The sequence below is a fragment of the Microcoleus sp. Pol12B5 genome (genome assembly GCF_036701335.1).
Lineage (GTDB): Bacteria > Cyanobacteriota > Cyanobacteriia > Cyanobacteriales > Microcoleaceae > Microcoleus.
This window is the reverse complement of the sequence record NZ_JAUBQQ010000043.1, coordinates 12,688-32,149: the sequence shown is the minus strand read 5'-3', so window position 1 is coordinate 32,149 and position 19,462 is coordinate 12,688. Positions and strand designations below refer to the sequence as shown.

Annotated in this window: 13 protein-coding genes; 8 read left to right on the top strand and 5 right to left on the bottom strand. The window is 45.5% G+C overall.

The features are described 5' to 3' along the window. The first annotated feature begins 7 nt into the window (after window positions 1-7). Both QUA24_RS17840 and QUA24_RS17835 read left to right on the top strand, forming a co-directional pair. Window positions 8-1,333 (top strand): hypothetical protein, encoded by a 1,326-nt coding sequence (locus QUA24_RS17840; protein ID WP_333231002.1) that lies wholly within the window; start codon window positions 8-10, stop codon window positions 1,331-1,333. Window positions 1,334-1,339: 6 nt separating this feature from the next. After that, window positions 1,340-2,674, top strand: coding sequence for a hypothetical protein (locus tag QUA24_RS17835; RefSeq protein ID WP_333231001.1), 1,335 nt, complete (start codon window positions 1,340-1,342; stop codon window positions 2,672-2,674). Between the two features lie 67 nt (window positions 2,675-2,741). On the opposite strand, the gene QUA24_RS17830 is transcribed toward QUA24_RS17835, so the two are convergent. Then, complete coding sequence (locus QUA24_RS17830) at window positions 2,742-4,070, bottom strand: hemolysin family protein (protein WP_333231000.1); 1,329 nt, start codon at window positions 4,068-4,070, stop codon at window positions 2,742-2,744. A gap of 416 nt (window positions 4,071-4,486) precedes the next feature. Here QUA24_RS17830 and mfd point away from each other — a divergent pair, with 416 nt between their 5' ends. Beyond that, entirely contained in the window at window positions 4,487-8,050 is a 3,564-nt protein-coding gene (gene mfd, locus QUA24_RS17825; protein ID WP_333230999.1) for a transcription-repair coupling factor, read from the top strand. 126 nt (window positions 8,051-8,176) lie between these two features. Beyond that, on the top strand, window positions 8,177-8,830 hold the full coding sequence (locus QUA24_RS17820) for an S-layer homology domain-containing protein (protein WP_333230998.1): 654 nt from the start codon (window positions 8,177-8,179) through the stop codon (window positions 8,828-8,830). A 144-nt stretch (window positions 8,831-8,974) separates the two neighbouring features. Here QUA24_RS17820 and QUA24_RS17815 read toward each other — a convergent pair whose 3' ends face one another. Both QUA24_RS17815 and gyrB read right to left on the bottom strand, forming a co-directional pair. Then, on the bottom strand, window positions 8,975-9,691 hold the full coding sequence (locus QUA24_RS17815) for a heme oxygenase (biliverdin-producing) (protein WP_333230997.1): 717 nt from the start codon (window positions 9,689-9,691) through the stop codon (window positions 8,975-8,977). A gap of 234 nt (window positions 9,692-9,925) precedes the next feature. Beyond that, the gene (gene gyrB / locus QUA24_RS17810; RefSeq protein ID WP_333230996.1) at window positions 9,926-11,866 is read right to left on the bottom strand and encodes a DNA topoisomerase (ATP-hydrolyzing) subunit B; all 1,941 of its coding nucleotides are present in this window, start codon (window positions 11,864-11,866) and stop codon (window positions 9,926-9,928) included. Window positions 11,867-12,123: 257 nt separating this feature from the next. Between gyrB and miaA the strand changes: the two genes are divergently transcribed. Beyond that, complete coding sequence (gene miaA, locus QUA24_RS17805; RefSeq protein ID WP_333230995.1) at window positions 12,124-13,026, top strand: tRNA (adenosine(37)-N6)-dimethylallyltransferase MiaA; 903 nt, start codon at window positions 12,124-12,126, stop codon at window positions 13,024-13,026. A 96-nt stretch (window positions 13,027-13,122) separates the two neighbouring features. On the opposite strand, the gene QUA24_RS17800 is transcribed toward miaA, so the two are convergent. Together QUA24_RS17800 and msrP are read right to left on the bottom strand one after the other, a co-directional pair. Beyond that, window positions 13,123-13,782: a Uma2 family endonuclease gene (locus tag QUA24_RS17800; RefSeq protein ID WP_333230994.1), complete on the bottom strand. Its 660-nt coding sequence runs from the start codon at window positions 13,780-13,782 to the stop codon at window positions 13,123-13,125. 250 nt (window positions 13,783-14,032) lie between these two features. Continuing rightward, window positions 14,033-15,016 carry a protein-methionine-sulfoxide reductase catalytic subunit MsrP gene (gene msrP / locus QUA24_RS17795; RefSeq protein WP_333230993.1) on the bottom strand — a complete coding sequence of 328 codons (984 nt, stop codon included), beginning with the start codon at window positions 15,014-15,016 and terminating at the stop codon, window positions 14,033-14,035. A 496-nt stretch (window positions 15,017-15,512) separates the two neighbouring features. Here msrP and QUA24_RS17790 point away from each other — a divergent pair, with 496 nt between their 5' ends. The 3 genes from QUA24_RS17790 (at window position 15,513) to QUA24_RS17780 (ending at window position 19,461) form a co-directional block, all read left to right on the top strand. Further along, complete coding sequence (locus QUA24_RS17790) at window positions 15,513-17,558, top strand: serine/threonine-protein kinase (protein WP_333230992.1); 2,046 nt, start codon at window positions 15,513-15,515, stop codon at window positions 17,556-17,558. A 360-nt stretch (window positions 17,559-17,918) separates the two neighbouring features. Beyond that, window positions 17,919-18,488: a tetratricopeptide repeat protein gene (locus QUA24_RS17785; protein WP_333230991.1), complete on the top strand. Its 570-nt coding sequence runs from the start codon at window positions 17,919-17,921 to the stop codon at window positions 18,486-18,488. 55 nt (window positions 18,489-18,543) lie between these two features. Beyond that, entirely contained in the window at window positions 18,544-19,461 is a 918-nt protein-coding gene (locus tag QUA24_RS17780; RefSeq protein WP_333230990.1) for a hypothetical protein, read from the top strand. The last annotated feature ends 1 nt before the right edge of the window (window position 19,462 follow it).

The window sequence follows — 19,462 nt, the reverse complement described above, 5'->3', positions numbered from 1 at the left end:
AAATTTCATGAAAGATTCAACGACGCCGAAAAAAAACCAAAACATATTAATTATAATCGCGGTTAATTTGGCGATCGCCTTTATTTGTCTGGAAGCTTTATCGCTAGCTTTTTATTTTATAAACCAAAAGCAGTTTTTTTATACCAGAACTAAAGCCAAAGAAAAAGTAGTAGAAGATATTGAAAGGATCGGCATTAGACTTGATGAATCTATCGTAGAAAGGCTGCACCCACTTTTTGGCTATGTACTCAAACAAGGTGCTTTTACCAATGAAAAATTAAAGTTAAAAGTCAACAAACACGGCTTTTTTTCACTATACCAATATCCGTTTGTTAAAACAAATAAAAATCAAGTTATTATCGGAGTTTTTGGGGGTTCAGTTGCGAATAATTTTGCACTTGATGAATACGTAAATCGAAGATTGTCTAACAAATTGAAGACTTACCCAGAGTTTGCAAACAAGGAAATTATTGTTTTAAATTTTGGGAATGGAGGCTACAAACAGCCCCAACAATTATTAATTTTAAATTACTTTCTGGCTTTGGGTCAAGAATTAGATTTAGTCATCAATATTGACGGTTTTAATGAAGTAGCACTGTCAAATTTAAACAACAAAGCCCAAGTAGAAATAGGAATGCCCAGCGTTCAGCACATACAGCCTCTGACTGGTTTAGCCAACAACAACTTGTCACCGGAAGCTATGAGTTCGATCGTGAAAATTAACGAAAACAAAAAACAATTGAAAGCAGGTATTGACAAATTGCAAACTTGTCAACTTGCTTTGTGTCACGCTGTCACCTCGCTACAGGTGAAACAATTAGTCAACAATTACCAGCAAGCAGTTGTCAAGTACGATCAACAAGTCAAACAATCCAACCCAGACACGGCAAATAGCGGTATAGTATATATTCCCAAAGCTGACTTTGTTTTGCAGGATGCCGCTGCTTTTGACAAAATGGCATCGATGTGGTACCAATCGTCGATCGGGATGAATCAAATTTTATCAAGTAGAAAGATTAAGTATTTTCACTTTATCCAGCCCAACCAGTATTATCCCACTAAGAGAGCGTTTACCGCCAAGGAAAACGAAATCGCGATCGACCAGAAGAGTCCTTACATTGAAGGTGTGAAAAAAGGTTATCCAGTATTGTTGTCCAAAGTCGATGATTTGCAAAAAGCTGGGGTTAATGTGTTTAGCGCAGTGAATATTTTAGACAATACAAAAGAAACGGTTTACAAAGATGCCTGCTGCCACTATAATTCAGTCGGAGACGAAGTATTGGCAAACTATGTTTCTAGTTCTATTATTAAAGTAGTAAGAGAGTCGAAATAGAGGTTTATGAAAGATTTTAAATTTATCAAAAAAGGGCAAGGATTTCTAAAAATTGCTTTAATTAACTTAGCGTTTTTACTGTTTTTCCTGGAACTTGGCTCTTTGGCATGGTATTTTGTCAAGCACAAGCAATTTTTCTATACTAGGGAAAATACGCAAGATAAGTCGGCTTTAGGAATTAATTTAGAAGGAGTGCGGCTGAATCAGTCTATTGTTGAAAGGTTTCATCCTTTTTTGGGATTTATTCAACAACCAGGCCCCGATTTTCGCCCTGGTTTTAAGGTTAACAACTACGGATTTATCTCTCCTTACGATTACCCTTTGAAAAAAACTAAGAAAAATCAATTTATTATCGGAGTTTTTGGCGGTTCTGTGGCTTCTAATTATGGAGTATTTGAAGTTCAAAACAAAATTTTACCTCAATACATAAAGCAGCTTCCGGGTTTGAAAGATAAAGAATTTATAATTTTGTCTTTTGCTACCGGAGGGTATAAACAACCGCAGCAATTATTAATTTTAAATTATTTTTTGGCTTTAGGACAAGAACTGGATATGGTCGTCAATATAGATGGTTTTAATGAAGTAGCACTTTCTAATTTAAACAATAAAAATCAAATCGATTTGGCGATGCCAAGCATTCAGCATATTTTGCCGCTGACTAGCTTGGCCAATAATAGCCTTTCTACCAAAGCAATGAAAGCAACTATCAGAATCCAAGAAAATAAAGCTAGGATTAATCAGGGCTTGGAACGTTTGCAAAACTGCTCTTTAGCTGCGTGCGATGCTTTGACTTCGGTTTACGTTCAAAATCTAGTTAATAACTATAAAACCGATGTCATTAAGTTTGAAAAAGAACGGACTCAACAAAAAAAAGATGACAGTGGTAGTGTTATTTACATCAATACTAATAAGTCTGTTTTACAAGATTCATTAGCTTTTGAACAAATGGCACAGAATTGGGTGAAAAGTTCAATTTTTATGCACAAAGTTCTGTCTGCTAGTAACGTGCCTTATTTTCATGTTCTTCAGCCTAATCAATATTATCAGACGAAAAGGGTGTTTGGTGAAGCCGAAAAGCAGATTGCTTTTAACAAGGATACTCCTTATGCTAAATCTGTACAAATTGGATATCCGGCTCTTTTCAATAAGTTTCCGAATTTGAAAAAAAATAATATCACTCTAGTGAATGCTGTTAATGTTTTTGACAACACTAAAGAAGCTGTTTATGTAGATAGCTGCTGCCACTACAATCAAGCTGGAGAGGTGGTTTTTAGCAATTATGTGGGCCGTTCTATTCTGGAATCTTTGCGGAAAGATGAGGGTAGAAGCAAAAAAAAGTAGGTCTGAAATATCCGCTGAATGGTGGATATAGGGTGCGCCTAGCGCACCTTACCGCTGAGTTTAAATTTTAGGTTTTTGGTTGGGTTTTAGGTCGATCGCCCGTTGAGTCGATCGGCATTACCAAGATTTTATCAACTCGATTCCCGTCCATATCGACTACTTCCACGCGCAAACCGTTCCACTCAAAATGCTCTGCTGCTGTGGGAATTTTGCCCAAATTTGTAATCACAAAACCGCCCATTGTGTGGTAACTTCCTTTGTGTTCTGCTGACTCTTCGATTCCAAATAGCTCAAAAAAATCTTCGACTGCTAGCATTCCGTCTAACAGCCAAGAACCGTCTTCGCGCTGCACGGTTTGAGGTTCGTCAGCATCTTCAATCGAGGGAAAGTCGCCAACGAGTTCCACTAAAATGTCGTTGACTGTAACCAATCCTTGAATGACACCGTATTCGTCTACTACCAAGGCAATTTGATTGCTAGATTGTTTGAAAAGTTCTAATACTTTTAAACCTCGCGTGCTTTCCGGTACAAATAACGGTCGTCGTAAAGAAGCGCTTAAATCTAGCGGTTGACCAGTTAAAGTCCGAGACAGCATATCAGTAACGTGTACTAAACCGACAACGTTGTCGAGTCCTCCCTGACACACGGGAAACCGAGAATGACCACTGCCGAGCATTTTTTGGCGGTTTTCTTCTACTGAGTCGTCGAGGTCGAGCCAGGTAAGATCGGGACGCGGAGTCATTAAGGCGCTGACTCGCCGATCGCCCAAACGAAACACTCTTTCCACCATATCTTGTTCGGCTTCTTCAAAGGTTCCGGCTTCTGTTCCTTGCTCGATCAAAACTTTAATTTCTTCCTCTGTAACTTGCGGTTCTGTAGAAGGCACAATTCCCATGATCCGCATCACTAAGTCAGTGGAATAGCTTAACAGAAAAACCGCAGGAGCGCCAATTTTTGAGAGCATTCGCATGGGAATTGCTACGCTTGAGGCGATGGGTTCCGGGTTGTTGAGCGCTAGCCGCTTCGGCACAAGTTCGCCAATAATTAAGGTCAGATAAGTGATGGTTAAAACTGCTACTACTGAGGCGATCGTCTGAGAATAGGGCGCTAGGGCAGGAATCAGCCGCAACAAAGGCTCTACCCTTTTAGCAATTGTCGTTTCTCCGAAAGCGCCCGACAGAATGGCCAGCATCGTAATCCCGATTTGAACTGTCGGCAAGAACTGATTGGGGGCATTAGCCAGATCCAAAGCTACGCGGGCATTGATCGAACCTTGGTTGGCCATCTGTTGCAGTCTCACCTTCCGTACAGAGATGATGGCCATCTCTGACATCACAAATAAGCCATTGAGGAAAACCAGCAGGAGAACAATCAGAATATCGGTACTTGGGGACATTTCTAAAATTTTCGGTAGTAACGGCAAAGCGCTGTGCCCGGTTAGTCGATTTTAGATTTTAGATTTTAGATTGACGACGCCGCCAGTATCTGGGGGATTTCCCTAAAGTCTAAAATTCTTCGATCTTCACAACTTGAGTCGGGGGCTTGTATCCGTCTTTGGGTGCAGTCACAGGAGAGGTCTGGAAGCTGCGAATCTCGATCGCAAAATCGAAATTTTTTCTAAACCTGGCCCTATATTAACGGAACTGGCTTGATCGCGATCGCAGGATCGACATATTAAAGCAGAAATCTATCTCTAGTTAAGTTCCCATGCGTCAACATCAGAGCGGCACTATCATGGATGTTTGTCGTACAATCTCCTTAACAGGCAAAGGGAAAGAGCCTTCGCCGATCAGGGATTAAAATTAAAAGCGCATGACTTTCTCTTCAATAATTCGTACCCTGGGGCGATCGCCCCTAGCAACAGAACTCCTCAACAAGCTCAAGCGCCATCGCTACGTGCAACTGTCCGGCATCGCCCGTTTGCCTAAAGCTTTGGTAGCTTCTGCCCTCGCACAGCAAGAGGGGCGAAACTTATTGGCAGTAACAGCAACTCTGGAAGAAGCCGGCCGCTGGGTTGCCTCTTTAGAGGCGATGGGCTGGCAAACCGTACATTTTTACCCGACTTCGGAGGCTTCACCCTACGAGCTATCTTACTCTGACGAGAACGAAATGACTTGGGGACAAATGCAGGTGCTGGCGGATTTGGTCGAGAAACGAGAAACAAACGCTAATTCTAAGCCGATCGCGATTGTAGCTACCGAAAGAGCTCTCCAGTCTCACTTGCCGCCACCTGCTGCTTTTGAACCCTACTGTCTGACGCTGAAGCGAGGTGCGGTTCAAGACTCGAAGATACTTGACCGACAACTGGTGTCGATGGGGTACGATCGGGTGACTCTGGTGGAAATGGAGGGGCAGTGGAGTCGCCGGGGCGATATTGTCGATGTCTTTCCGGTAGCGGCGGAGTTGCCAGTGCGGCTGGAGTGGTTTGGGGATGATTTGGAGCAAATTCGGGAGTTCGATCCATCTTCGCAGCGATCGCTCGATAAGGTCGATCGATTAGTTTTAACTCCCACTAATTTTAACACAATTATTAAAGCAGTTTTATCTGAAAAAAATATTGACGAAATTAACCAACTAGTCTCTGTATACCCAGAAAATGAAGCCGAAAAATTTGTCCGCAGGCTGTTGGGTTTAGCGTTCGAGCAACCTGCATCTTTGTTGGATTATTTGACAGAAAATACTTTAGTTGTTATTGACGAACTGCAAGGGTGCGAAGGTCACAGTGACCGCTGGTATGAGAATGCACAGGAACAGTGGAATAATTGCAATCGGGAATCGGCAGTTGCTGGTGAGGCTACAGAAAAATTGCCAATTGCTAATTTGAAAGTTCCAAAAATTCACCGCACGTTTGCTGAATCTATGGCAGATGTCGCAGCTTTCGAGCGGCTAGAACTTTCTGAATTAGCCGAAGATTCTACGGCTAAAAAACTTCAAAGCTCTGCCGAGGGCGACCAGCTACCGTCTGCGATTAATTTGGCTTCTCGGCCTGTGCCGGTGATGCCTCACCAATTTGCTAAGTTGTCTCAAATGCTCAGGGAAGAGCGCGATCGGGGTTTTACCATTTTTCTGGTTTCTGCTCAACCGAGTCGATCGGTTTCTCTGCTGTCGGAACACGACTGTCCGGCTCAGTTTGTGGTAAATCCGCGCGATTATTTGGCGATCGACAAGTTGCAATTGCAGCACGTTCCGGTTGCTTTGAAGTACAGCGGGCTGGCAGAATTGGAAGGTTTTATTCTGCCGACTTTTCGGATAGTTTTAATTACCGATCGGGAATTTTACGGTCAGCATTCTCTCGCTACTTTTAGCTACGTCCGCAAGCGCCGTCGTGCTGCTTCTAAGCAAGTAGACCCGAATAAATTAAGCCCTGGTGATTATGTGGTTCACCGCCAGCACGGAGTGGGTAAATTTCTCAAGTTAGAACGCTTGACGATCGATCGCGAAACTCGCGAATATTTGGTGCTGCAATACGCTGACGGTACTCTGAGAGTGGCGGCCGATCAATTGGGCGCTTTGTCGAGGTTTCGGACTGTAGGCGATAAAGTACCGGATCTCAACAAGCTGACAGGCCAAACTTGGGAAAAAACTAAAACAAAGGTTCGCAAAGCTGTTAAAAAATTGGCAGTGGATTTGCTGAATCTTTATGCTAAAAGAGCTAAACAAACAGGTTACGCTTTTCCTCCTGATATGCCTTGGCAACAAGAATTAGAGGATTCTTTTCCTTACCAGCCAACCCCGGATCAGTTGAAGGCAACTCAGGATGTGAAACGCGACATGGAGGGCGATCGACCGATGGATCGCTTGGTCTGCGGGGATGTCGGTTTTGGCAAGACAGAAGTTGCTCTGAGAGCAATTTTTAAAGCCGTTACGGCGGGCAAACAGGTGGCTTTGCTCGCGCCGACGACGATTTTAACCCAACAACACTATCACACGCTCTCGGAGCGTTTTTCCCCTTATCCGATCGAAGTTGGTTTGCTCAATCGCTTTCGGACTGAAACCGAGCGCCGGGAGATTCACAAGCGTTTGGCGACTGGGGAATTAGATGTGATTGTGGGTACTCAAGCTGTTTTGAGCAAAGCGATTAAATTTCGGGATTTGGGCTTGTTGGTGGTGGATGAAGAACAGCGGTTTGGAGTTAAACAAAAGGAAGCAATTAAATCTCTCAAAACAGAGGTAGATGTTCTGACTTTGACAGCAACGCCGATTCCCCGGACTTTGTATATGTCCCTGTCGGGGATTCGCGAGATGAGTTTAATTGCGACTCCGCCTCCCAGCAGGCGCCCGATTCAGACGCATTTGGCTCCCTATAACGCAGAAACGGTGCGATCGGCAATTCGTCAAGAATTGGACAGAGGTGGCCAGGTTTTTTACGTGGTGCCACGGATTGAGGGGATTGATGAGTTGGCCACTCAGTTGCAGGAGATGGTTCCGTCTGCCAGAATTGCGATCGCCCACGGTCAAATGGAGGCGTCGGAACTAGAATCAATCATGCTGACTTTCAGTGCGGCAGATTTCGATATTTTGGTGTGTACGACGATTATTGAGTCGGGTTTGGATATTCCGCGAGTCAATACTATTTTAATTGAAGACGCGCAGAAGTTTGGTTTGGGTCAGCTTTACCAGTTGCGGGGACGGGTGGGACGCGCGGGGATTCAAGCTCATGCTTGGCTGTTTTATCCCAAGCAGAACCAACTTTCTGATGCTGCAAGGCAGCGGCTGCGGGCAATTCAAGAGTTTGCCCAGTTGGGTTCAGGCTATCAGTTGGCTGTCCGAGATATGGAAATTCGCGGTTCGGGTGATGTTTTGGGTACTGAACAATCTGGTCAAATGGAGGCGATCGGTTTTGATTTGTATGCTGAAATGTTAGAGGAAGCTATTCGGGAAATTAAGGGTCAGGAAATTCCGAAAGTTGAGGACGCGCAAATTGACCTAACTTTGACGGCGTTTATTCCTGCCGATTACATCGCAGATTTGGATCAAAAGATGAGCGCTTACCGGTCTGTGGCTTCTGCTAATACCCCTGAAGAATTACAGCAGATTCAGGCTGATTGGTGCGATCGCTATGGACCAATTCCTCTGCCAGCCCAGCAACTTATCCGTGTGGTCGAGCTCAAACAAATTGCTAAAAAAATCGGTTTTTCTCGTATCAAACCGGAGAATAAGCAGAACATAGTTTTGGAAACTACGATGGAAGAGCCTGCTTGGAATTTGCTCAAAGCTAATTTGCCGGAACATTTGCGCTCTCGTTTTGTCTACAGCAAGGGGAAGGTTACTATTCGAGGTATGGCGGTTTTAACGGCTCAAAAGCAATTGGATAATTTGATTGATTGGTTGGGTAAAATGCAGGGCGCTTTGCCGGAAGCAAATGTTGGATTTTAATATATAATCCCCAAATCTAGCGCACCGCCGAAACCACAGAATAATACCGAGGGAACCGGAAAAAATATTACTGCTGTTTTCATGATTGTTTTAGCGACAGAAAGGATTAAAATCGTGAAAAGGTTAGTGAGTATTTTTTTTGCGATCGCCCTACTGCAAGGAGTGCCTATGGCAGTTCAATCTCAAGAAATAATTGACCCGATCGACCGGGTTGTGAGTGCAGGGTTGATGAATAAAGATGCGAGTGGCAATTTTAATGCTGAGGGTCTTGTCAGTCGCGCCGATTTGGCGGTGATTTTAGTAAAAACTTTTGGTTTGGAACGGCGGAAAACCGCTCAGAAACCGGATAAAGAATTGCCGGACGTACCGAAGAGTTACTGGGCTTACAGTGCGATTCAAACTGTTTTGAAAACGGGAACAATGAGTGGATATCGCGACCGAATGTTTTTCCCTAATCAAAGGGTGACTCGCGCGGAAGCTTTAGCTATTTTTGCTCAAGCTTACGGGGTTTTTCAGTTTCCTGATGCCAGCATTTCCGAAATTTTAGCTAAGTATCCCGATGCCGGTGAAATTCCTAATTGGGCTAGAAAGTCTATAGCTACTGCACTTTATGAAGGGTTTGTTAATGTTGATATCGCAACTAATAAGATTAATCCTTTGAAGCCGATGACTCGCTGGGATATCGCTTACGCTTTGAGTAAGTATTTGGAGCGGCAAGTAAGGCCAACTTCTTTGCCTGTCCCGGACGAGGAGCCTCCCGATCGCGGCGTGGGAAGGTGATATTGTTGAGTTGTGAGTTAAAAAGTCGATCGCCCGCCATGCAAAATCCCGGAGCTTTGGTGACTGTAAAAGCAGCCATCAAACCCCCAGGATTTAAAGTTTTCCTCTTAAACGAGGCTTAAATTATTGCCAATGAGTGTTGGCTCAATCAGCAGTAGCCAATTCGGTACTGGCGCCACCGCGCTTCCGCGTCAGGGTATTGAAAAGCATCTGACCGACTGCTTTAATCAAATTGCCTTCTAACTCCATGAACATCTTCATGTTCATGCCAAAAGCTGCATTAGCTTCGTCAACAATTCGTTCTGCTGTTGCTTCGTCAATCGGCAGTTCATTCATAGCCTGACGGTAGTTAGCTTTGAATTCTTTTTCATCAGGAATATCCTGGAATTCATAGAAAGCAGTGCCTTCTCCCTCGGTAAGATTCATGCCGCGCTGGGCAATTCCCTTCAGGATTTGTCCGCCAGATAAATCGCCAAGGTAGCGAGTATAAGAGTGAGCTACTAACAGTTCTGGTGCTGTCGCCGAAATCTCGTGAATTCGCTCCACATAAGCTTTAGCTGCGGCTGAGGGAGCTACTTGTTCGCGCCAATTTGCACCGTAGTAGTAAAATAAATCTTGCTCTAAGCTTTGTTTGCGATTCAACTCAGAAAAGTAAATTTTTGAAACAACCGGATGCTGCTTTTGACGTTCCATTTCCTCTTCCATTGCCGAGTAGACAAAGTAGAGGTTTCCTACTAACTTCCGGTAAGAAGTTTTTTCTACAACGCCTTTTAAAAAACACTTGACAAAACCGACGTTTTCTGCCATTGTGTGGGACTTTTTGGTTCCCTCACGCAATTTGGTCGCTAAATTGATGCTCATGCTATATTGTCCAACCTTCTATTTTTGTGGTAGTTGATGGATGCGCCAAAAATCTAAAATTTACCTAAGCATTTACCTTAGATCGATTTGATGAGAGATTGTATTAATTTTTATAACAAAATCTACCGACCTCAAACAGCAGAAACCCTTGTGCCTCGGAAGGCACAAGGGTTCAAACTACTGCAAAAGTTTAGTCGTTAGTCGTTCGTCATCGACTGTTAGCTAATGGCTAATTTAAATGTCCAAGTCGAGGAGGTTGAGTTTGGGGCCGTAGGTTTCGATGAATTCGCGGCGGGGGGCGACACGATCGCCCATTAAGATCGTAAAGATGCGATCGGCCTCAGCAGCGTCTTCAATCTCCACCCGTTTCAGCGTCCGAGTTTCTGGGTTCATCGTTGTATCCCACAACTGTGTCGGCATCATTTCACCCAAACCTTTGAACCGCTGAATCGTGTAGTTAGCATTCGCCGGAAATTCATTGCGGATGAGATTGTTCATTTCGCGATCGCTGTAACAGTAGTAATGATTGCGTCCCCGTTCCACTTTATAAAGAGGAGGACAGGCAATATAGATGTAACCTTGGTCTACAAGTGCGCGCTGATAGCGGTAGAAGAAAGTCAGCAACAGCGTGCGGATGTGAGCACCATCTACGTCAGCGTCAGTCATAATTACGATGTGGTGATACCGCAATTGTCCCGGGTCGAATTCTTCACCTTTGATACCCAAACCCAGGGCTGTAATTAACGACTGAATTTCGTTATTTTTGTAGATTTTGGCATCGTCGGTTTTCTCAATGTTGAGAATTTTACCGCGCAAAGGCAGGATTGCTTGGAATTGGCGATCGCGCCCTTGTTTTGCCGATCCGCCTGCCGAATCCCCCTCCACCAGGTAGATCTCTGACAGGGCAGGGTCTCTGGAACTACAGTCCGCTAATTTTCCAGGCAAAGGAGACGATTCTAAGACGGATTTTCGGCGCACTAAATCGCGGGCACGGCGGGCGGCTTCAGCGGCCTTAAATGCCTGAATAGCTTTTTCCAAAATAGCGTCAGCTACCTGGGGGCGAAACTCTAAATATTCTGTCAATACTTCGCCTACCAAGGAATCGACAATTCCCCGAACTTCTGTATTTCCTAGCTTAGTTTTAGTTTGGCCTTCAAATTCCGGGTCTGGGACTTTGACCGAAATTACTGCTGTCAAACCTTCGCGAACGTTTTCGCCGGCGAGGTTGGGCTCGTTTTCTTTGATTTTGTTGCGCTTGCGGGCGATCGAATTCATCGTCCGCGTCAAAACTGCCTTCAGACCTTCTAAGTGCGTGCCACCGTCGATCGTCCGAATGTTGTTAGCAAAACCTAGAACGTTGTCGCTAAAAGCATCAACGCACCACTGCAAAGCCACTTCTATCTGTACGTTGTTGCGTTCTCCTTGCACATAGATCACTTCTTCGTGCAGAGGCTGCTTGTCGCGGTTCATGTAGGCGATATATTCCTTGATACCGCCCTCATAACAGTATGTTTCGATGCGAGGTTCGCTACTTTTAAGCAGTTCCAAACGGTGGTCGCTAAACGTAATTCTCACGCCCGCATTCAAGTAACCCAATTCTCGCAAGCGCCCAGCGAGTATAGTGTAATCAAATTCAATCCCAGTGCTAAATATTTGAGTATCTGGCAAGAAAGAAACAGAAGTGCCGGTGCGAGTGCCTTTGTTGGGCTTGGCATTAAGTTCAGTAACTGGATTGCCTCTTTCGTAGCGCTGTAAATGTTCTTTTTGGTCGCGCCAAACTGTCACTTCTACCCACTCGGACAGCGCGTTAACAACAGAAATACCTACACCGTGCAATCCTCCAGAAACCTTGTAGCCACCACCGCCAAATTTACCGCCGGCGTGGAGTACAGTCATTACTGTTTCTATTCCCGATTTGCCAGTCTTGGCAACGATGCCGGTCGGAATACCCCGGCCGTCGTCTGTCACGGTAACAGAACCGTCGGCGTTGATGTCAATCTCGATGTGAGTGCAGTGGCCAGCCAGCGCCTCATCTATGGAATTGTCCACAACCTCGTAAACTAGATGGTGGAGTCCTCGCGGGCCGGTGGTACCGATGTACATCCCCGGTCGTTTACGGACTGCTTCGAGACCTTCGAGAACTTGAATCTGGTCGGCGCTGTAGCTGCTGGTCATACAAAAATAGCTCCAATAATGAGGCCTAAAGCCCCGAAAGCTTCTAAAATGGGAAAACTCCTAAAATTATAGCACAAAACCGTTAAAGGCGATGCTAGGGCTTTCTGAAGGGAAATTTATCGGGGGGAGGGAGGGGAATAGTTTTGAGATTGCTTGAGGACTGCCCAGGCCGATCGCGGTGAATCAGTGTAGGAAAGAGGGGAAAGCCTGGAGAGGAGAGGATTTGAGAGTTTTTATAGGGAAATGTGCGACAGCTTATGCCTAAATTAATTACGATTTGCGGAGCGACGGCGACGGGGAAGTCTGGAGTGGCTTTGGCTTTGGCGGGGCGACTGCAATCCTCGATCCTGAGTGCGGACTCCCGTCAAGTGTACCGCGAATTTGACATCGGAACCGCAAAACCGACGGCGGTCGATCGCACTTGTGTACCGCATCACTTAATTGACATCTGCGATCCCACAGAAACTCTGACGCTAGCAGAGTACCAGCAGCAAGCTCAAAAATTAATTTCTGATGTCGATTTTCCCTTGTCTCCTCCTCTGTTTTTGGTTGGAGGGACGGGCTTATATATTAAATCGATTGTCAGGGGTTTAAAAATTCCGAGGGTAGCACCGATGCCCGAATTGCGATCGCAACTTGCGGAACTCGGACAATCTCAATGTTACGCCATGTTGCAGCAGGTCGATCGCTCTGCCGCTGAGAAAATTCACCTCAATGACCCAGTAAGAACTTTGAGGGCATTAGAAGTATTTTATGTCACGGGTCGCTCTATTTCCGAACAGCAGGGCGAAAATCCACCTAATTATCCTATTTTACAAATTGGGTTGGATTGCGAGATCGATGTTTTGGTCGATCGGATCGAACAGCGCACCGAACAAATGCTAGAACAGGGTTGGATAGCTGAAGTAGAATATTTGTGTAAAAAATACGGCTGCGATTTGCCACTGTTGAACACGCTGGGATATCAGGAAATGAAACAATATTTGGCTGGCGACATTAAGCTTGAAGAAGCCAAAGAATTAACAATTTTGCACACGCGGCAATTTGCGAAGAGACAGCGGACTTGGTTTCGAGCTTATCCTGAAATTGAATGGTTTGATGTTAGCACGCCAGATTTATTGGAGCGAGTTTGGCAGAGAGTGCAGGATTTTGTCAATTGATTTTATATCGAAATTAAAGTTTTTTTAAACCGCCGATTAACGCTGATGGAATTTAAGTTAATTGGCTAAATTTTAAACTACAGTCTGATTTTTGCGTTAACTTTGAATCGGCAAAATCTCTCTAATTCTTTGCCGAAACAAACGCACAGCCGCCCGCTGTCCGACTGTTCTGCTTTGTTCGATGAAACCGGGAATTTCGGCAACGGGTAAAAATGGAAAAGCTAAACTGCGATCGCACATTTCATATTTTCCATCTACAAGTTGATAAACTTGCAGAGATTCCCGGCGATACCTCCACAGTTCGGGAACACCAAGAGCAGCATAAATTGTAAACTTATTCACAGAAGAATTCGTGTAATCTGACTCTATTGCTAAATCGGGCGGCGGGTCATTTGGCAAATTGATATTTCTGCCTCTAACTAAAGATTCATTTTGAATGTAGAAACAGGAATCAGGTTCTACAGCACGAGTTAAATCTTCTCGTTCAACAGTCAGCGAACCAAGACTCCTAAGTTCAATTTCCAGCTCATCTACAATGGCTTCCACAAAGATTTCTATCAGTCGTTTGGGTTCTTCGTGTTCTTCCAGCGGCATCCTGATTTCCAATACTCCTCTATCGTAAGCAATTCGCCAAGCTCTATTGTCTCCAACATCTGCCAGTAATGCCTTAAAAGTTGACCAACTGACACCTTTTAAAATAACTCGATTTTCTGGGGTAGTTTGCTGCTCTACGGGAGTTGATGTTGTTGTTACCATTTAGCAATTCCTTGGTAGCTTCATCAATTTTTATTGTAGTCGATCGACTTGAAATTTAAGGTAAAAGTTACAAACATAGTAGGGACACGGCAGTGCCGTGTCCTGTATTTCATTTTTAGAGAGCGAACAAAAAAGATTTTTTTTATTAACCGCAGAGAACGCAGAGGGCGCAGAGAAAGAGAAAAAAGAGAAATTAATAAGAGGAATAAGCCGAGAAGCCTGTTCCTTTTATTACATCTCGCGTACTTAATTAACTGTACAAACTCGCGACATATTCGCCGTAACCGTTATAGGGCAAAGTCGGGCGAGTTTCCCACGACCAACTGTTACCGGGGCCGACTATGCGTTCGCTCGCCTGCGACCATCTGGGGTGCGGTTTGTCGGGTTCGACATTTGCTTCAAAAGCGTATTCGTTGGGGCCAATTGTATTCCAAAAAGTGGCGGGCTGTTTTTCGACAAATTCAATTTTGACGATCGACTTTGCGCCCTTAAAACCGTATTTCCAAGGAATCACTTGCCGCAGTGGCGCACCATTTTGTTTTGGTAGCCTTCGGCCATACAAGCCTGTGGCAAAAAATGCTAAATCGTTTGCCATTTCTTCAATTCGCAGACCTTCGGTATAAGGCCAAGGATAAAATTGCGACATCAAACCTGGGCCGGGAGTAATTTTGGGGTCGTAAAATGAGGTGAAGCGAACGAATTTAGCTTTCGATTGCGGTTCGACATCAGCCATCAGTAATTTCATGGGAAATCCGACCCAAGGAACTACCATCGCCCAGGCTTCTACGCAGCGAAATCGATAAACTCGTTCTTCGATAGGAAATTTTCTGTAGAGGTCGTCAATATCATAAGTGCGGGGATTTTTTACTAAACCGCTTACTTCTACTTTCCAGTTTTCTGTTGGCAAAGCTTGAGCGGCTTGCCATATAGATTTTGTGCCGCCGTATTCGTAAAAATTGTTGTATTTTGTAGCTAAGGCTTCGTCGGTAATCGCTCGATCGACTTTCGCAAAGTCGGGATTCCGGCTCAAGCCCGAATATGCTTGGGTTGAGCTTTGATCCAGAGCAGTTTTTGAGCTAGGATTGCTTTGGCAGCCGGTCAGCGGCAGCAGCGAAGCTGTCACGCCGGCGCCAATTAAATTTGTCATGAAGCGGCGGCGGTTGAGAAAGGCTGTTTCTGGAGTAATTTGGGGTTCGAGAATTTCCCAAGGTTTGGGAACGCGAATTAATGGCATAAGTAATAGTTAAAAGTTAGTAGTTAGTTGGGAGAAAATTGCCTAATTTTTAATCTGTTAGTCGATTGGAGATTTGTAGTTTTAGATTGACTCCATAGGACAAAGAATCGCGGATATTTGGCAATGCCTCGCGATTGCTTTGCAGCGATCGCAATGCAAGTATTCGCAATGACAGTATAGCTTAATTCGGTAACAACTGAGATATTGCACCATTCTCAATAACAGGCTTTCCCACCTGTTCCACAAAGAATGATTTTCTTGTGGGGTGGGCAGGAGAGCCCGCCCGTACGATCGACCTATTAAACCTCGCTCGCAGGAAAGTCAGCAATAATTTACGTGCGATCGCCCGCAGCAATTGTGGCGAAAATCTGGGAAACAATTATGATCAAGCAAAGATTCCTATTATTTAATTTGTCCACAGGAAGCGGCACGCACCGCCCCGCTTTCCTCCCCCACCAGCAATAATGTCGGACGGGGGTCTCCAGCGGAAAGACAAATGAGTTACTGCACCAATCCCCATTGCCAGAATCCCCAAAATCTCGATCGCGCGACATTATGCAAAAGTTGCGAGTCGAACTTGCTGCTAAAAGGCCGCTACCGAGTCTTTCACACCCTCGGTCAAAGTCTCACTTGCCGCACCTTCTTAGCAGTCGATGAAGACCAACCTTCGCAACCCCGCTGCGTCATTCAACAGTTCTGCGCGCCTGCTGCAGGTTGCACACAAGAAAACTGGGCATTTCGCCGCTCGGTCTCAGTTATCGACAAGTTGGGCCAACATCCCCAAATACCGAAACTGCTGGCATCTTTTGAACTCGAAGGCTGCCAGTATTTAGTGCAAGAATACATCGAAGGCCGCAATTTAGCCGATCGGCTTTCAGAAAAAGGTGTTGTTAAAGAAATTCAAATTTGGTATCTGCTGAGCGAATTGTTGCCAGTCCTGCAATTTGTTCATGAAAATCAACTGATTCACGGAGATATCAAACCGTCGAATATTATTCACCGCAAAAATCCCCAAGCATCCCCAGCTTTGGCAGGGAAAGAGGATCTACATCCCCTGTCCCAAGAAAGTTCCTCTGGGCTAGTTTTAGTCGATTTCGGCGCGGCAATTCGGGCTAATAGTGGCCCGATCAAAACAGAAACGGTGACAGGTTCTGCAGAATACGCGGCCCCAGAACAAATTAAAGGCCAAGCGATTCAGAGCAGCGACATCTACAGTTTGGGCGTCACTTGCATTCACTTGTTAACGGGAATGTCGCCCTTTGATTTGTTTGACATCAAATCCGAAAGTTGGGCCTGGAGACATTATTTGAAAGTACCAGTTTCGGGGCGACTCGGCCGCATTCTGGATAAAATGGTGCAGCGAGAACCATCAAAACGCTATCGATCGACCGAGGCAATTCTCACAGATATGAATTACGGCCCGGCATCGGCACAAGTGATTCTCAGCAAACCCAAGTGGAGTTTAGCCATGTGGGGAGCAAGTACGGTTGCCCTGCTGTCCGTAGTGCTGGGTTCTCGCTTGCCATCTCCTGCACCGCAGGCTTTCACTTCTTCTGAGCCTGTTTCTAGCATTCCCGAAATTCGGTTCAATCCGCCCCCGATGCAGAACTTCAGGGGTGAGGCATCGCCGTCCCGGCCCGCAGTGCGGACTCTGGCGGATCAAGACAAAAACCCGGTTTGGGCGGTAGCAGTTGCTCCCCAGGGCCGCGTGATAGTCAGCGGGAACAACGACGGCACAATTCACCTGCTGCACAAGCGTCACGGCAAGCTGCTGAAGGTTTTAGCAGGACATTTGGGGCCGGTGTGGTCGGTGGCTGTTAGTCCCGACGGCAGGACGATCGCCAGCGGTGGCGTTGACGGTACGATTAAATTGTGGAATTTCTATTCGGGCAAGTTAATTCGGACTTTGGACGGACACACCGACGGCGTGTTCTCGGTGGTTTTCAGTCCCGATAGCCGGACTGTGGCCAGTGTCGGTAAGGACAAAACTTTGAAGTTGTGGCAAGTCGAAGGCGGGGCCGAGTTGGAAACTCTCAAGCAGGTTTTTGACGAGGTGCAGTCGGTGGCTTTCAGCCCCGATCGAGAAACTTTGGCGATCGGCAGCAGCGACGGTAAGATCAACCTGTGGAACTGGCAGACTGGGGAATTGAAAGAAACTCTTTGGGGTCATTCCGAAGCGGTTTGGTCTCTGGCCATCAGCCCAGACGGTAAAACTCTCGCCAGCGGCAGTTGGGACAAGACGGTGAAGCTGTGGGATATCAGCGCAAATAATCACTCCGGGCAGCCCAACGGTTTTTTGCTGCGGACTTTGATCGGCCATTCCGACAAGGTTAAGTCCTTGACTTTCAGTCCCGACGGAGACAAACTCGCCAGCGCGGATTTGAGCGGGACTATCAAGCTGTGGCGCATGAGTTCCGGCGAAATCGCGGGCACGCTGAAGGGTCATTCTACCTGGGTGGATTTGGCTTTTAATCCTCAAGACAAAACTCTGATCAGTGGCAGTTTTGACGACACGATTAAGGTGTGGCGACTGTCTCCTTAATTTTTTCGATCGCCCGTTCGATCCAGTTTTGAACAGCTAGGGCGATCGAACATTGAGTTAATTTATCTATCAACACTTCGCACCTTTTCAAAGCTGACGCATGGGTGTTAGCAACCCGGTTCCTAAGCTGTTGGTAATCAAAAACTGTCCGAACTGTTGCAGGACTTACGCACAGCCTCAATCTATAGTGTTTTGTAGGGGCAAACCCCCCGTGGTTGCCCCCATACCTGGAATGATTGCGTAAGTCCTATGTTGCTACACAAACAAATTTAAAATATCAAATAGTCACTATATCCCTAGAAATCGCGGTTGCTAACTAACACATGTGGTAAAGTAGTTTCGGCTGTTAAACTAAAATATATGACCGCAAATTCCGAGTTAGCCTCACAGCATTTGTCAGCGGGCGATTGCCTTCAGAAATCAGGAAAACTTGAAGATGCGATCGCTCAATATCAAAAATCACTAGCCATTCAACCGGATAGTCCGATCGCACTTAACAAGATAGCAGAAATTTATTATACGCAACAGAAATATGTAGAGGCGATCGCCTCCTGTTACCAAGCACTTCGCCAGCAACCCAATTTCGCCGCCGCCTACAAAACCCTAGGCAATATCCTGCAAGCCCAAGGCAAAATAGACGCGGCGATTCGCGCCTACTCGAAGGCGACCGAATTTGATCCTAATTTTGTCGAAGCCTATGTTAATTTGGGCAGTATGTTTTACAAACAAGGCCAGCTAGATGAGGCCATAAGTTACTACCAAAAATCTATCGTTCTTCAACCAGATTTAGCAGTCGCTTATTGGAATTTAGGCAAAAGTTTGGAAGAGCAAGGTCGAATCAATGAAGGTTTATTTTATCAAAAAAAAGCTCTCAACTTACAGCCGGAGTTAGAAGCGAGAAGCAATTTAGTAAAAAGTAACACTTACTGAAGAGGAATGTTATAGTCAAAATAATTCAATCATTAACGATGCAAGCTGGATCAACATGGAAATTAGCCAGAATCCGCTCGAATTCCTAACGGCTAAAGTACAAGAAACTGTTGCCGATACCCAAAACTTAGCCAACGAAATCGCTGCTAAAGTTGAGGAAAGTGCAACTGTATTAACGGCGTGGGTACAATCAGCGCCAAGTTCAATGGTTAGTGCCGGGGCGATCGCCACTCAAGAAGCTTTTAAAATAGCACACAACATCCGTTTTGAGAACCTGCCCAGAAATCTGCAATCCAAATTTGCTAGGGCTGGGATGCGTGACGGAATGCGAGATGTTCAAGAAGCAGCAAAAGTATTTGAATCCATACCCGCCCAAATTCGTGCCCAAGGCCCAGAAGCAATTCGCAACTTCTGTCAAGATAAAGATTGGAGTCACATCCAAGCGCACGTCAATGGAGGCGGAAGCGAAGCTGCTAACGGGATTTTTGAACATTTTTGGGTGAATCGTGCTCGCGGTGGTGTAGATATGACTGCTGCAGAATTAGCAGTCGCTAAGCAAGTTTTAGCGGATGCAGCGTTTAAAGCAGCAGTTGCCGAAATCGTTGGGGCTGCAATGAAAGGGGCGATCGCCGCCGCAGTAATTGAGTTAGTATTTTCGATATTAGAAAACTCGCTACTGTGCGTGGAAGGCAAAATTACGCAGTCAGAGTTAGTCGAACAAGTCGCCACTGCCACCGCCAAAGCTGGCATTGCTGGGGGTGTTGTTACTGGCATTCTGTTAACGCTGTGCATGATATTTCCCCCCATTGCTGCGCTTTTAGGTGCCGCAGCGATGCCCTTGGCGGTTGCAGGTATTGGTGTTATGGGAATTCGCGCCTGGGAAATCTTTTGTCACGGCGATCGACTATTTGGTATTACTGAACAAACACAAAAATTTCTGGGAATGACTGAACAGTTGACAGTTGACAGTTGAC